Origin of the sequence: Natrialba aegyptia DSM 13077 (assembly GCF_000337535.1) — an archaeon.
Taxonomy (GTDB): domain Archaea; phylum Halobacteriota; class Halobacteria; order Halobacteriales; family Natrialbaceae; genus Natrialba; species Natrialba aegyptia.
In genome coordinates, this window is record NZ_AOIP01000016.1 from 104,012 (window position 1) to 118,244 (window position 14,233).

Below are 14,233 nucleotides of genomic sequence, written 5' to 3' on the forward strand. Positions count from 1 at the left end.
ACTCGCGGTCCGATCTCTCCCACTCCTTGGTGGTACTGAGTGCAGTCTATAACGTGAACTCGAAGCCACCAGCGACCCTGAATCATGGGTGAGTAAATCAGGCATAATCGGCCGAACCAGGCCCGTTTTCCGGTCACTTTCGAAAGGGCTTTAATGGTCACCGGGTTACGAAGAGATGAGTCCTGATAGGGTAGTGGACTATCCTCTTGGCTTGCGGAGCCAGGGACCGGAGTTCAAATCTCCGTCAGGACGCTTCTCTTCAGTACAATATCGCGAGCGTAGCGGGCAGCACGTAGCGAAAATCGAGACGCGGAATCGGTACGTGGAGCTCAGTAGCTACGATCGAATCCGGAAACGAACGACGCGAGCGGTCGGAACGGCTCTGATAGGGACTGTTGGCAGTCAGTTCCGGCGCAACCGCAGGACGAGGCGCGGCTGCGCCGGGAAATCGGTACAGTAGACCGTCTGCAATTCCACCACACCGGGACGCAGCCCTGTGTTGCCCGACATATCTATAGTTCATCACGTTCACCCGATACCGACGGGGCAGTTTTCGGAGCCGATAGCGCCGATTTCGGGTTTCCATTGGAGAGAAGAGGTATGTTGTTTGAATAGGTGATTCCCAATAGTGATTAGTAGAACGGAGAGAAATCGGACGAGATTTAGACAGACTTTTATAAGATGGTGTGGCCGTTCTTCCAAGAAGTGGGATGGACTCGGAACTGGGACAGCAGAAAAATGCACGTACCGCATCGTCGACCACCGTCCGTCGCGAGTTCGAACTCTCACGGTCCGCATCGCTTGCCGCCATCGAGACCGTGTCGACGGCTGCCGACTGTGACCCGACCGAACTCGTGCCGCTCTACGAGGTGATCGATCCTGACGCACTCGATGCGCTCTTTGGTTCACAAAGCGACCTAGCGGATCCGGAGACGCGGGTTTCGTTCGGATACGAGGGCTTTACTGTGATCATTACTCGTCACGGGCAGAAGTTGACAGTAAAAGCGAACCACCAGGCGGAGTGAGACGGATACTGTCAGAACCGCAAAACGCCAAGCCGCGAGCCTCGGCTCTAGTATCCGAATCTGACGCGTGATAGAGGAGTGACATCGCCGTTGCGATGGCTGCTGTAGACTCTCACTCAAGACAGGCGGTGCTGTGCGGTGAAAAGCGGTGAGAGGAGTAAGCCCCCTTCTGTTCGTCCCGGCATTCGGCTGAGCATCCGTGCCGTTGCGGCGCGGCCGCGTTGTTCGGGCTACCACGGCACGGACTTGCACCGGTGAGGATTCGCCGTTCCATCGGTCCTCGGTCGTCTGAGCGCAGCCGGTCGCGTCGTTTGCGGTCGACGGCACGAGCCGTCTGCCGTGTGATCTCCCGATAGGACATCACGAACCGTCGCGACCCGTGGGTTCGAACCACGGCCAGACTGCACACCCTCTGCGGGTCAACTGCCCTTCCTCGCGGTCGGGGTCGCACGCATCATCGGTCGGACCGAGACGTGTCGTTTCTGTTCCAGAGCCAGCGGTCTCCCGCTCTGGACTTGCGTCCAGTCACCTGCCCGAACAGGTGGGGGGACTTTCCTCGCGGGCGTGGCCCCTCCCGACGGGAGGAGTCACGTTCGTCGCGGGTCACCGATCGGTGCCCGCAGTCAACGGGCGAATCGTTACCGACTCACCCGCCGCGGCAGCCAGGCTCTCTCTCCACCGATTGTAGGTCCCGCTGGTGAATAAGTCCCTCGGTTGGAATCGTCCCGATTCCCGCCGATACGACGCCGTTCTCGCGGGTCACAGCCCTGGTCTGACTCTCGAAACGGAATGGAAGCGTTTTAGGACGGCTATCCCCATGTACATCTGTATGTCCCAGGGACAGGGCGTCAACCTCTCCTACGAAGACGGTGCACGTGCAGTTGAACTCGCGCGTGAATCCGTCGAATCCTACGTCGAACACGGGCAACGAGAACAACCGGGCAGTATGCGAGAAAGCTTCTACGAGCGAACTGGTGCGTTCGTTCGACTCGAGTCCACGCGAGGCCGCGGAAGCCTGCGTGGCTGTGCCGGTGGCTACCGTTCGGGTGAACAGCTCGGCCACGTCATCGTCGACGCGGCCATCGAAGCAGCCAGCGAAGATTCGTGCGGCTCCGAGATTAGCCCCTCGGAACTACCGAACCTCACCGTCTCGGTCTGTGCGGTGAGAAACGTCATCCTCACCGACGATCCGCTCGCCGATCTCGAACTCGGCACGCACGGCGTCGCCATCGACGGCGGCGAAGGCGGCTGGCTCTACCCGACGGTGCCGGTCGAACACGGCTGGAGCGCACGCGAATATCTCGACCGGACCTGTCGAAAGGCCAAGCTCGCCCCCAACTCCTGGCAGGACGACGACGTAGTCGTCACCCTCTTCGAGGGCCAGGTCTTCCGCGAGCGCGAGGCCGACGGCAGCATCGAAGAGCTCTGAGCAGGCGTCGTCTTCGTGGAAGAACTCGCACCCGAACAGCGACGCATCGCGAACGCATCTCGTGCAGAGGTCGCCGCCGTACCGACGATCATACTGACGGTCTCGAACGGCCACGGCAGTCCGTCGTGCAACGGCACCGACGAGAGTTCAGTTCACCGAAGCCGCCGAGACGATGAGCGCGGCCGCTGCGAGTTCAGTTGTGAAATCGGCGTCGAGTTCGATCGAAACCGTCCCTCCGGGTACGCCTCGCAACGCTACTCGCTGTGCTCCGCGGATGATCGCACCGGAGGGTGACGGTTCGCCTTGAGCAGTTCGTCGATCGCCGCGAAGAAGGCGTGTAACACGAGCCAGAGAACGGGGGTATTCACGAGCAAGAGGAAAATGAAAGCGAGCGGGCCGAACGGGCCGATCTGCCCGGCAAGAAGCAAGGCGAATCCGTTAAAGAAGGCGGCACCGAAACCGATGATGGCGAGTTTGAAGAAGAGTTTGTTCGTGATTTCGATGTGCGGCGGGGAGGACTGTTCCATCATTATACTAACCAATTTCCGAGAGCGCGTGATTACGCTTCCGATTCTTCGAATCCGACCGCGTCCGCGTCCGCCAGACAGCGCTCGCTCGCCTCGTCGAGGTCGAACTCGCGAACGAGTTCACCGTCGCGGACGAGCGGTTCGAGCAGCGGGTCGGCGTCGTCCGGCGCGTCGCCGTCGGCGAGGGCGACGTGATGACCGCCGTCGGCGGTCCGATAGACTTCTTTCACGCCCGAGAGCTTGCCCCGCTTGGAGATCGGTTCGCCCTCTATCTCGACGATGTCGAGACTGAAGTCCAGCGACGCTGCCTCCGTGATGTGACTCCCGACGCCGAAGCCGTCCGCAACGTCTCGCAGTTCGCGGATCGAGTTCGGGCCGAGCCCGCCGCTACAGAAGATGTCGACGTCCTCGTAGCCGTGGGCGTCGAGTTCCCAGCGCACCTCACGGACGATGTGGCGAAAGTCGCCGCGACGCGAACTCGTAGTGTCGATGCGCACGCCGTCTAAGTCCTCTCCGAGCGTCTCGGCGGCCAACAGGCTCTCGCTCGTTTCGTCCCAGAACGTATCGACCAGCGCGATTCGGGGCACGTCCTCGGGGACGGCCTCGTCGAAGGCCTCCCAGGCCGCGGCCTGGTTGCCCTCGCCGAAGCAGAACATGAGCGCATGGGGCATCGTGCCGCTCGCCTCACGATCGAGGATGTCTCCCGCTGCGACGTGTGAGAATCCGTCGAGCCCGGCGAGCAGCGCCGCGCGTTCGACCGTCGATGCGATCGAGGGATGGACGTGACGAGCGCCGAACGAGAGGACGGACGACTCCGGCGCGGCCAATCGCGCCTCGAGTGCGGCCGTCGCGAATCCGCTCGGTTGCGACAGAAAGCCGAGCAGCGAGGTTTCGAGTTCGGCGAACTCGCGGTACGGACCCTCGATGCGGAGAACGGGACCGCCGTCGAACAGTTGCCCGTCAAGAAGAGCGTCGACGTCGACGGCACAACCCTCGAAGAGCGTCGCAACATCTTTGATGCCGGTAAAGACGTCGAACTCGCCGGTCGGGAACTGGTCTGCGGTCACTTCGGCGACGACGTGCGGGTTCTTGCCCGCGTGCTCGAGAGTCGTGTGGGTACGCTCGAAGTAGGCGTCCGTCGCGGTCCCCTCGAGAATCGCAGCAGTGGGAATGGTTCCGAACGGGTTTGACATAGCGTCGATTTCCGCCGGGGAGCAAAAAAGCTACCCGTCTCCGGCGCTCACGGCGGCGAGGCGGGACGCCGAATCGACGGCTCGATCGGAAGCGAGAGCCCGAACGGAAGCGAAAGCAGGAGCGAGGACACGGTAGCGGAGACGGCGTGGGTTCGACGCAGAACGATCCAGCCGCCAGTCGCGAGGATGAGAACCGACCCGAGAGCGACAGCTCTGATACCGACTCCGCTATCCGGGATCAGCGCGCCGATGAGCGACTGGTCGTCCTCCGAGTCGTCCGAAGCGGTAGAGCCGTCATCCCCGGTACCACCGGCGCTAGCTGTGATCGTATCATCGCCAGCGGGTGCGGCCCCGTCCTCGACGGCGTCGAGTTCAGCGACCGACGGCGCGCGCACGATCGACACCGTCTCGCCGCTCACGTCGAGATAGTACGCTCCCGGGTAGTCCGATTCGATCTCGTAGGTGTTCCGGCGGTCGTCGACCGGTTCGGCATTGTGGTTGTCAAGCAGTTCGAGGTAGGCACCGGCGAACGCCTCGGCGTCGTCTGTCGTCGTCCACTCGGTCCGCCAGACGTATCCCGTTTCGGTGACCGCGTCGTCGACCGTCTCGTTCGAGCCGCCGGCGACGGCATCGGCGGCGTCGTCGGTCGCGTACGTCACGAGTTCGTCGCCGGCCCAGCCGTCGGTCTCGGGCTGGTCGAAGTCGTAGCCCATGCTTGACTCGAGGAACTCGGACTGCTCGATCACGGGCTGGCGGCCCCACTCGAACGCGTCGGCGGTGAACATCGAAACCATGCCGGCTTCGCCGACGGTCTCGTTGGCGACTGCGCCGTCGACTTCGAGTTGCTGCCACCCCTCGGACGATCGGTCCGCGACCTCGACGGAGGCGGGATCGCGTTCCTCGCCCGGTCGAATCGTCTCCGCCGAACTCGCCGGTGGGTCGTCGTAGGCCGCGTTGACGGCCTCCCAGTCGTACTCGCCCGCGTCCCACGCCGCCTCGTCCGTAGCTTGCTCCAGCAAGAACTCGACGTAGTCGGGGCCGTCGTCGTAGGGCTGATAGATCGTCAGGTAGAGCCCCCAGTTGAGATCGGATTGGCCGGGCGTGCCGCGTTCGGGCTGGAGACAGGCCCACGCCTCGCCGCAGCGGCGTTCGTACTCGGCGTCGACCCAGGAGGCGTCGCCCTCGATGAGTCCGTTCACGGCGTTGTCCTGGTCGATCGTCTCGCGCTCGTAGCCGCTCAGTCCGAACTGCTGGTCCTGCAGCGCGTGGACGAGTTCGTGACCGAGCACGGGTTCGTTGGGCGTCGGCGTTCCCGAACTCTCGGAGACGATGACGATCTGTTCGGTTTCGGGGTCGTAGTAGCCGTTGACGGACCCGCCGTAGAGCGATTCGGCGGCGTCCGCAGCATCGGTGTTCCGATCCACCATGAACAGCGCCTCGTAGTTGACGTTCTGCTGCAGTCGCACGGCACCGGTGGCGTTCGTGAAGACGCTGCCGTTTTCGGTCTGTTCGTCCTGGTATTCCTCGCGGGAGACGACGTCGACCGAGACGTCCTCCTCGAAGGTCAGGTTTCGAATGACCTCGACGCGAGCCATCGACCGCGAGATGACGGCGTCGAGTTCACCCTCGGCGAGGGTCTGGTTGTCGCGGGTGTCGACGGGGAGTTCGTCGTCGTACCAGTAGCCGTCGACGTAGCCGATCGTGTCGTTGGTCGATGGATCGGCCGGTCGGTCGTCCGTCGCCGGGGAGTTCGGTTGCCCGTCCTCATCCGAGTCGGACGGGGGGCCGACGGCGAACGGCAGGAAGCCACCGGCACCGGCGACCACGAGGACGAGAAGTGCGAAAACAGCCAGACCACCCAGAAGCCGTGTGCGCGTCGAGTTCATCGGGATAGGATAGTCAGTCGTACGAAAGCAACCGGCAAAAGGACGACGGTCGGTGGCCGACCCGTTTCATCGGAAGAACACACTCATCCGGCGTCGATCACGGGCGCAACCGTCGCGAACGTTTTTGCGAGCGCGTTCGTAGGGACACCCATGACTCTCGACCTCGATCCAACGCGCACGGCGGTCGTCGTCGTCGACATGCAAAACGGATTCTGCCATCCAGACGGCACGCTGTACGCTCCCGGTAGCGAGAGCGTCATCGAGCCCATCGCCGAACTCGTCGCCCGCGCCCGTGACGCCGGCGCGCGGATCGTCTACACCCGGGACGTGCACCCGCCAGAACAGTTCGCGGACGCCCACTACTACGACGAGTTCGCCCAGTGGGGCGAGCACGTCCTTGAGGACTCCTGGGAGGCCGAGATCGTTGACGGGCTCACCGTCGGTCCCGACGACCACGTCGTCGAAAAGCACACCTACGACGCCTTCTACAACACCGAACTCGAGGGTTGGCTGAACGCCCGCGGCATCGACGATCTGGTCATCTGCGGCACGCTCGCGAACGTCTGCGTGCTCCATACCGGCGGCAGCGCCGGCCTGCGCGACTTCCGCCCGCTCATGATCGAAGACTGCATTGGCGCGATCGAAGACGACCACCACGAGTACGCCCTCGAACACGCCGACTGGCTGTTCGGCGAGGTACTGAGCCGGGACGACGTATCGTTCGACGCGGCCTAACGCAGTGGGCATCCGCTCGTCGATCCAGCGAGACAGCGCCGGAGCAACGAGCGTTTTATCCCTGCGTCCGAACCCCTCCGCATGGAACTGAACTCGCGTCGCCTGCAGTCGATGTACGTCCTCGGGATACTCCTCAACGCAGTCGCGCTGGTGGCCTCGGCGACGAGCGGTGAACTCCTCTACGCCGGCACGTTCGGGCTCATTATGTGCTATCTGGGGCTTCGGCTGTGGATGATAGCCTAACGCAACCAGGAGCCACAACGAGCCACACTCGGCTGTTCTCTCTACGGTCGAGTCCGGAGACACTCACGAGAAACAGTCGATGAGCGAAATCGGCACACTCAGTCCGATCCCTGACGGAACACGCGATAGGATCCCTGGCCCGTCGCAACCTCTCTAGTTTCGCCATCCGGCGTCGTACTCTCGACGGTCACTTCGCTGACGCCGACCGTCCCGCCGACGCGAACCACGTTTGCCGTCGCCGTCAGATCGCCGGTCGCCGGCCGGAGGTAGTTCACGTTGAGATTGATCGTCGCGATCGAGGCGTCAACGGGCTGTTCGAGTTCGGTTCGGAGCGCGAGGCCGCCGGCGGTATCGATGAGCGTGGCAGCGATGCCGCCGTGGATGTCCGGGCGCTGGTCGGAATCGGTCGCGGGTGCCGGGCGGACGTTCGTCAGTTTTTGGTCGTAGGGAATGGAGATGGTCATCGAGCCCGGACCGACTCCGTTGATGGTCGTGCCGATCCACGAGAGGAAGTCCTGATGGTCGTCGATGTACTGCTGGAGAAACTGTGCGATCGCGTCGTAGTCGCCCGTCGCACCTGCGGTGTCGTCGGTCATGCCCTGTTCTCTGTCACCAACTGTCTTGATGACTGCGCTTCGGTGTTTCTCTCGTGGCGAATATTTCGATCGCTCGGCGGCGAACCGCTTCCGCGGGAAACGAACGATCCGTCGCTTACCGTTCCGGTCGAACGCGAACCTGCACTGCGTCGCCGATTTCGAACGCTCGTTCTGGACAGATGAGTTTCACACCGAAGTCCGAATCGCGCGCACAGAACAGCGACAGCCCCGTTATCGGCTCCCCGTTCGCCGTGACGGTCACGTCGTCCCACGCGATTGAGCGTCCATCGTCAGCAGAGCGGACGCCGAGCCGGTCCCCGTTCAGCGAGACGAGTTCAGCGGCGGCCGAACCGGCGCCTGCACTTGCACCCGTCTCTGCACCCGATCCTGATACTGATACTGATACTGATCCTGAACTCGCGAGGAGTCCGCCGCCGTCGTAGTGCGGCAGGCCACCGTCGAGAACGCCGCCGTTGGAGTGGTACTCTGATGAGGACCGGCTCACGCTGGTCGGCCCACCGGTGTCGGCGCGGACGCCGACGAACTCGGCACCCGGATTCGGGTGTGCCGGGGCATCGAGGATAGCGTAGGTGTCGCCGGTTGCGACGACCGTCCCCGTGCCGTCCCAGTCGAGCGGTTTCGGATCGACGCCGAGTTCGAGCGGCAGCGACCCGGATGCGCGATAGGGGTTCTGTTCGGGGTCGCGAAAGCCGACGTGGAGGTGGTTGTCGACCCACGGGGCGAAGAACCCGGCGCGGACGAGTTCGCCGAGCGAGTCGCCGCGGTCGACGCGGTCGCCGGCCGCGACCGTCGGGTCGACGTGGAGAACGCGAGCGGTCAGGCCGGCGCAGTCGGCGGGGCCGTCGCAGTCGATCAGAACGAGGTGGTCGTGCTCGACGGCGTAGGGTTGCTGCGGTGCGCGGACGGTTCGCGTCTCGCGGACGGTCCCGGAGACGGGACTCGGCGCGATGGTTGTCCGGCCATCGCGGGGTGGCTCGGGGTAGAGGTCGATCGCACAGCCGGCGTCGTGTGCGGGATACGGCGAGTTATAGAGCGAGAAGCGGGCGTACTGGGCGAGTACCGACTCGGGGAGTGTAACGGAAGTTGTGGCGGCCATCGGCCGAGTTCACCTGGTCACGTTCCTCTGTGCAGCGGGACTGTTTAGGTGCGTCGACACGAACGGGCCGTGTATGCGAGTGCTCCGCGGTCGTGCCGAGACGATCGACGCGGATCGGCGGGTGACCACACGCCTGCTCGAGATCGCGGCCGACGGCGAGCCTGCCGTTCGCGTCTGGACTCCCCACCGGCAGGTCGCCTTCGGCCGCCGGGATCGCCGGCTGAAGGGATACGACCGCGCTCGCGAACTCGCGGACGAACGCGGCTTTCCATCGGTCGAGCGGGACGTCGGGGGCCGGGCGGTCGCCTACGACGGCGAGACGACGCTCGCCTTCGCTCGTGCCGACCCCGTTGGGGACTTCCGGCAAGGGACCGACGAGCGCTACGAACGGCTTACCGCGGCCGTCGAGCGCGCGCTCTCGGAACTGGACTGCGAGACAGTCCGCGGCGAACCGTCGAACGCGTTCTGTCCCGGCTCGCACTCGATTTCGACGCGAGCGGCGGGCGGCTCACTACGAAAGCTCGTCGGGCTCGCCCAACGCGTCCGGCAGGACGCGGCGGTCACTGCCGGCATCGTCCTCGTCGACAACCGCGATGAACTTGCAGCCGTTCTCGCTGCGGTCTATGATGAACTCGACGTGGGGTTCGATCCCGAGTCGGTCGGAACGGTTGCGGCCGCAGATGGTAGGATCGATTCCGGCGTCGTCAGAGCGCGATTCGAGGATGCTCTCATCGGTGAAGAAGATTCGGCAAACGTGACGGTCAGTGCGGTGACGTAGGCGGTCGAAATAGCGAAATCGACAGAAAACGAGGCCTGGAAACGAAAGCGAGGGACGGGGATCGCCGGGCGAGTCTCGATCGGACACCCCGGATCTCAAAGTATGTATTTCCAGACAATTGGCCGCTACATTTACAATTAGATGGGTAAAAAACGCGATCAGCGATCGGTTCGGACCCGACTCGCACGCGGGAGCGGATACAACGGTCGATAGTCGATAACGGCGCTTTCGGCGGCAGCGAACGGGGATCGTTGCCAACGACCACACAGAAACGCACGGCGACCGGACAGCACCGAATCGCATCCGGAGGACCATGATCCGACGCACGACACTGAGACGGACCAGGGGGATGAGGCGATCGAGACGAATCAGGCGATGGAACGCCTCGAGGAGACGGGTGCACTCGAAGCGAGAATGAGGCCCGCACAAACACTCCCCGACGGGTTTTTTCTCGTCGACGTTGCCGATATTCTCACGATCGTCTTCGTCGTCATACTCGTAGTCCTGTTCTGGCGGACGTACCAGATACAGGAACTCATGGCGTCGATCCAGCAGACGCAGGCGGAGCTGATGGAACAACAAACGGCCTTTCTGAAGGCGAACCACCGGCCGATTATCGACCTCGAAGCGGTCGGTGCCGAGCAAAATACGCTCCACGTAACGCTCCAGAACCGAGGGAACGGTCCCGCACGGAACCTTCAATTGCAGTGTGTCGTTTACAAACAGAACGGGGAGACGACGAACGGGCCGACCGAATTGCGTGATAACGCACGGCGTACCGACTCCGTTGCGGATCCGGCCTGGACTCACCTCTGGAAGACATCTGCCCCGCAACTGGAGGCCAACCGCGGCACTCAGACTCCCGGCCCACACGACGGAATCGAACCGAACAGTTTACCGACCCAATTCGAAGCGGAAATCTCGTTTGCGGGGACGCCCGAAACGCGACCCCACGAATCGACCTTCTCCGAAGTCATGGAACAGATCCGCCGCGAGTGGTCCGTCGAACACATCGCACTCGACTTCCATATCGCGTTCACCGACGTGACGATCGAGACGCACACACAGCCGATCGGTTCGTTCGGCAATATTCCAACAACGACCGTCTACACCCTGGAAGAGGCCATCGACGACGCACAGATCCGAGCGCCTATCGGGGATGCCATCTCGAACGAGAACGTTTCGTCGGTGACTCCCACCGAGCGACAACCGAATACAGCCGAATGACGTGACCCGATCAGAACCGCCCTTTCTCTCACTCTCTCGCTCGCGATAACTGCAACTGCAACTGTAAACGTCGTCCCCACGTCGACCGTGCGACTCGCGAGTAACCGACTCAGCGGCCACCAACCGCAAACGTCCGGGTCAGACAGCTGTTGTTCCGATTTCCCGGGCGACCGCAGGACGGTCGCGGGTGCGCCGGCACTGAGTGACAGCCGTCCGTCTCAACACGGGCCGAACTCGAGTCGGCCGTTAAGCGCCATCGAGTGATCGTCGTAGTACGCATAGAGGTTCTGGGGAGCCTCGTATCGCCCGCCGTAGTGTCCGGCCGGCCCGTTCGAGTCAATGATGTTGTCGTCGTGGTCCTCCGTGAACCGGAAGTTCGTTCGCTCGTAGACGAGTTCGTCATCGAGCCAGTAGCGGACGATGCCGTCCGGATTCGCCACGCCGTTCGTGATCGTGTTCACGCAGACGTAATACTTGAACTCGTACCAGTTGCCGGGGACGATTTCTGGTTGCCCGTAGGCGTACTCCTCGCCGTCCATGATGAAGTCGTGGTCCTGGTTCTGATCGAGGTGGTACGTGTGCGAGAGGAGGTAAAACGGGCCCTCGGGATCGGAATCCCGATTGGTGAGGTACATCCGGTTACTCCAGCCGTTGGAACCGGTGGGCATACCGCCGCCGGCGCTGCCCTCGCCGAGTGCCATCGCACAGTTCCAGAGCCGGCAGTTCGCCGGGTAGCGGCCGGCCATTCCCCACCCAGTGTCGAGCCCGAACCGAACGCGGCCGGTGAGTTCGAACAGGCCATCCTCGAAGTCGTAGTGCATGCTCGCGCCCCAGTGGTTACCCTCACGAACCTGCAGTTGCAACGCGGTGTTCTCGGAGTAGACCGGATCGGTGACGAGGTCGAGCGTCTCGCTGTCACCGTTCGATAGCCGGTAGATGTCGTCCCAGCTATCGTAGTCGTCGTAGTCGAGGTGAATCACGTCGTCCGGCCGGTCACACGCCGCTGCCGCGCGGTCGGTGCCAACGCCGAGAACGCCGAGGAGACCCCCTGCACCGAGCACACCGCCCGCGCGTAATGTTCGTCGACGCGTGACGCCAGCGTCAGTTGATCCGGTCGAAGAACGATCGGTCGATTCCGCCTCGGAATGCCGTGCTGGCGCGTGCCCATCACCGCCAGCGGGATATTCAGCCATGCACGTCCCACTCTCAGACGCTGGTGGATAGTATCGAATTTGCTACCTGACTGTTCCGATAGCAAAAACAGTATTCCACGGTGATTACCATCTGGTCCGGATAGTTCCTGTTGCCACAACAGTCACGACAGCCCGGCTCGTTCCGACCGCACCACCAGTCGGCCGAGTGAACTCGATCGCTTTCGCCGTTTGGCGGTGGTTTACGAGTCGTCTTCCGCCCGCAGTTCCTCGCTCGCCGCTCGAACCTCCCGCATCACGCTCGAGATACGCTCTTCGGCTTCGAGTTCGTCTTCGACGGAGAGGTCGACGCCCTCGACTTCGAGCAGGAATTTCGCGACTTCCGTGGATTCGTACATCACGTCGTCGAGTTCTTCGGCGGTGAAAAAGTCACACATCGCGCCGTAGAGGAAGGTGGCTCCGGCGGTGCGGACCTTGTCCTCGAAGGACGAGCGGGCCTGGTTGACCGCCTGGGGCGTGTAGGTGTCGGTCATGAACGGCACGAGTTCGGGCAGGTTCTCGCCGATCTTGGTCATCTCGACGCCGGTTTCGGTCCGGAAGTCGGCACAGAGACGGGCGATGGCCCACTCGCGGGCGGTGATGTAGGTCCGGTCGCGCAGGAACTCGTTGACGCGGTCGTACTGTGCGCCGTCCATTTTCTTGAAGCGGGCGTATTTCTGAACGTCTTCCGGGACATCCGACCCCTCGGGTTCGGTGTCCGGAACGCCCGGCATGGAACTGGCCGCCGCGTCGTCACGAGTCGAGTCGGGTTCGGCGGGGTCGGTTCCGGTGGAGTTTGAGTCGGTTCCGGCGGATTCCGATTCCGTTTCCGTTTCCGTTTCCGTTTCCGTTTCCGTTTCCGTTTCGGAGCGGGGCGCGGACCCGGCCGCATCGTTGGCTGTCACGGCGGCGGTGGCGGACTCATCAGCCGCGGTCGATTGATCGAGTTCTCGTCGCTCGTTCGGTCCGTCCTCGTCCATAGCCGTGTATTCCGAGACGCGCGAGATAAGGGTTGTTCTCGACGGCGACACCGCCGGCAGAAGGCGGGTCGGTCGGTGCCGTCCAGATAAACTCCGTCCGCATCCTTCGGAGTTCGACCGGATTTAAGTCCGTTAAGGATCTTCGGTACAGTATGCCACAGACGCCAGTCGTAGTCAAGGCCGTGCGGACACCACAGGGCAAAGAGGACGGCGTGTACGCCGATCTTCGCAGCGAAGACCTCTCGGTCCCGCTCATCGACGAGATCCTGGCCGAAACCGGCCTCTCCGGCGAAGACGTCGACGACCTGATGTGGGGCTGCGCCCAGCAGCGCGGCGAGCAGGGCAACAACCTGGCTCGCGTCATCGCCCTGCTTTCTGAACTCGGCGAGAGCGTCCCGGCGACGACGATCAACCGCTGGTGTGCCTCCTCGATGCAGGCCGTCATCTCCGCCTCGGACGCCGTCGCCGCCGGCAACCGCGACGCCGTCATCGCCGGCGGCGTCGAGAGCATGAGCCGCGTCCCGATGGGCGAAAACACCCCGAACGTCCACCCGAAGATGGCCGAACTCTACAACATGGGCGAACTCCAGATGGGGATGACCGCCGAGAAGGTCGCCGAGGAGTACGGCGTCAGCCGCGAGGAGCAGGACGAGTACGCCGCCCGCAGCCAACAGCGCGCCGTCGAAGCTACCGAGGAAGGCCGCTTCGACGACGAAATCGTCCCGATCGAAACCGAAGACGGCACCGTCGAGGAAGACGAGGGCCTGCGCCCCGGCACGACCGCCGAGAAACTCGCCGAACTGCCGACCGTCTTCAAGTCCGAGGGATCCGTCACGCCCGGCAACGCCTCCCAGATCTCCGACGGTGCGTCCGCCCTGCTGGTCACGAGCGAGGAATTCGCCGAGGACCACGACCTCGAGATCATGGCCGAAATCGGCATGAACAACGTCGCCGGCGTCGATCCGACCGTCATGGGTATCGGCCCGGTCCCCGCAACGCGGGGCCTGCTCGAGCGCAACGGCCGCGACGTCGACGAGTACGACCTCGTCGAACTCAACGAGGCCTTCGCCAGCCAGTCGATCTACTCCCGCGACGAACTCGGCATCGACCCCGAGATTTTCAACGTCAACGGCGGCGCAATCGCCATCGGCCACCCGCTCGGTGCCTCCGGTGCGCGCCTGCCGGTGACGCTGATCAACGAACTCCAGAAGCGCGGCGGCGGCCTCGGACTGGCGACGCTGTGTGTCGGCTTCGGCCAGGGTGCAGCGATCGAGTTCGACGTGAACTGATACGGTCTGCTGTAACGA

The 14,233-nt window shown here is 63.3% G+C and carries 14 protein-coding genes, 1 tRNA gene and 1 other RNA gene; 8 read left to right on the plus strand and 8 right to left on the minus strand.

Features of this window, described 5'->3' with window-relative positions; translation table 11 throughout:
• Nucleotides 1–179 precede the first annotated feature (179 nt).
• Together C480_RS07225 and C480_RS07230 are read left to right on the plus strand one after the other, a co-directional pair.
• Nucleotides 180–252: transfer RNA gene (locus C480_RS07225), tRNA-Arg, on the plus strand.
• Nucleotides 253–710: 458 nt separating this feature from the next.
• Nucleotides 711–1,025 (plus strand): HalOD1 output domain-containing protein, encoded by a 315-nt coding sequence (locus C480_RS07230; protein WP_006664963.1) that lies wholly within the window; start codon nucleotides 711–713, stop codon nucleotides 1,023–1,025.
• A 150-nt stretch (nucleotides 1,026–1,175) separates the two neighbouring features.
• Here C480_RS07230 and rnpB read toward each other — a convergent pair.
• Nucleotides 1,176–1,601, minus strand: an RNA gene (rnpB, locus tag C480_RS08350) — RNase P RNA component.
• Between the two features lie 253 nt (nucleotides 1,602–1,854).
• Here rnpB and C480_RS07235 point away from each other — a divergent pair.
• Nucleotides 1,855–2,454 (plus strand): TIGR00296 family protein, encoded by a 600-nt coding sequence (locus tag C480_RS07235; protein ID WP_006664964.1) that lies wholly within the window; start codon nucleotides 1,855–1,857, stop codon nucleotides 2,452–2,454.
• A 254-nt stretch (nucleotides 2,455–2,708) separates the two neighbouring features.
• Here C480_RS07235 and C480_RS07245 read toward each other — a convergent pair whose 3' ends face one another.
• Genes C480_RS07245 through C480_RS07255 form a run of 3 tightly spaced genes read right to left on the minus strand, consistent with a single transcriptional unit; the run spans nucleotide 2,709 to nucleotide 6,060 of the window.
• Nucleotides 2,709–2,984, minus strand: a complete 276-nt coding sequence (locus C480_RS07245; protein ID WP_049903384.1) for a hypothetical protein — start codon at nucleotides 2,982–2,984, stop codon at nucleotides 2,709–2,711.
• Between the two features lie 29 nt (nucleotides 2,985–3,013).
• Nucleotides 3,014–4,174: a nicotinate phosphoribosyltransferase gene (locus tag C480_RS07250; protein ID WP_006664967.1), complete on the minus strand. Its 1,161-nt coding sequence runs from the start codon at nucleotides 4,172–4,174 to the stop codon at nucleotides 3,014–3,016.
• Nucleotides 4,175–4,221: 47 nt separating this feature from the next.
• On the minus strand, nucleotides 4,222–6,060 hold the full coding sequence (locus tag C480_RS07255) for an Hvo_1808 family surface protein (RefSeq protein ID WP_006664968.1): 1,839 nt from the start codon (nucleotides 6,058–6,060) through the stop codon (nucleotides 4,222–4,224).
• Between the two features lie 150 nt (nucleotides 6,061–6,210).
• Between C480_RS07255 and C480_RS07260 the strand changes: the two genes are divergently transcribed.
• A complete protein-coding gene (locus C480_RS07260) occupies nucleotides 6,211–6,795 on the plus strand; it encodes a cysteine hydrolase family protein (protein WP_006664969.1) in 585 nt (194 codons plus the stop codon).
• An 81-nt stretch (nucleotides 6,796–6,876) separates the two neighbouring features.
• The gene (locus C480_RS23765) at nucleotides 6,877–7,038 is read left to right on the plus strand and encodes a hypothetical protein (RefSeq protein WP_006664970.1); all 162 of its coding nucleotides are present in this window, start codon (nucleotides 6,877–6,879) and stop codon (nucleotides 7,036–7,038) included.
• A gap of 98 nt (nucleotides 7,039–7,136) precedes the next feature.
• Here the strand turns inward: C480_RS23765 and C480_RS07265 are convergent, their stop codons facing one another.
• Together C480_RS07265 and C480_RS07270 are read right to left on the minus strand one after the other, a co-directional pair.
• Complete coding sequence (locus tag C480_RS07265; RefSeq protein ID WP_006664971.1) at nucleotides 7,137–7,634, minus strand: PaaI family thioesterase; 498 nt, start codon at nucleotides 7,632–7,634, stop codon at nucleotides 7,137–7,139.
• Between the two features lie 115 nt (nucleotides 7,635–7,749).
• A complete protein-coding gene (locus tag C480_RS07270) occupies nucleotides 7,750–8,751 on the minus strand; it encodes a hypothetical protein (RefSeq protein WP_006664972.1) in 1,002 nt (333 codons plus the stop codon).
• A 73-nt stretch (nucleotides 8,752–8,824) separates the two neighbouring features.
• Between C480_RS07270 and C480_RS07275 the strand changes: the two genes are divergently transcribed.
• Nucleotides 8,825–9,529, plus strand: coding sequence for a lipoyl protein ligase domain-containing protein (locus C480_RS07275; RefSeq protein ID WP_006664973.1), 705 nt, complete (start codon nucleotides 8,825–8,827; stop codon nucleotides 9,527–9,529).
• Nucleotides 9,530–9,904: 375 nt separating this feature from the next.
• A complete protein-coding gene (locus C480_RS07280; RefSeq protein WP_006664974.1) occupies nucleotides 9,905–10,756 on the plus strand; it encodes a hypothetical protein in 852 nt (283 codons plus the stop codon).
• Between the two features lie 218 nt (nucleotides 10,757–10,974).
• Here the strand turns inward: C480_RS07280 and C480_RS07285 are convergent, their stop codons facing one another.
• Entirely contained in the window at nucleotides 10,975–11,817 is an 843-nt protein-coding gene (locus C480_RS07285; protein WP_006664975.1) for a hypothetical protein, read from the minus strand.
• Between the two features lie 332 nt (nucleotides 11,818–12,149).
• A complete protein-coding gene (locus C480_RS07290) occupies nucleotides 12,150–12,926 on the minus strand; it encodes a DUF5806 family protein (protein WP_006664976.1) in 777 nt (258 codons plus the stop codon).
• Nucleotides 12,927–13,078: 152 nt separating this feature from the next.
• Here C480_RS07290 and C480_RS07295 point away from each other — a divergent pair, with 152 nt between their 5' ends.
• A complete protein-coding gene (locus tag C480_RS07295) occupies nucleotides 13,079–14,215 on the plus strand; it encodes a thiolase family protein (protein WP_006664977.1) in 1,137 nt (378 codons plus the stop codon).
• The last annotated feature ends 18 nt before the right edge of the window (nucleotides 14,216–14,233 follow it).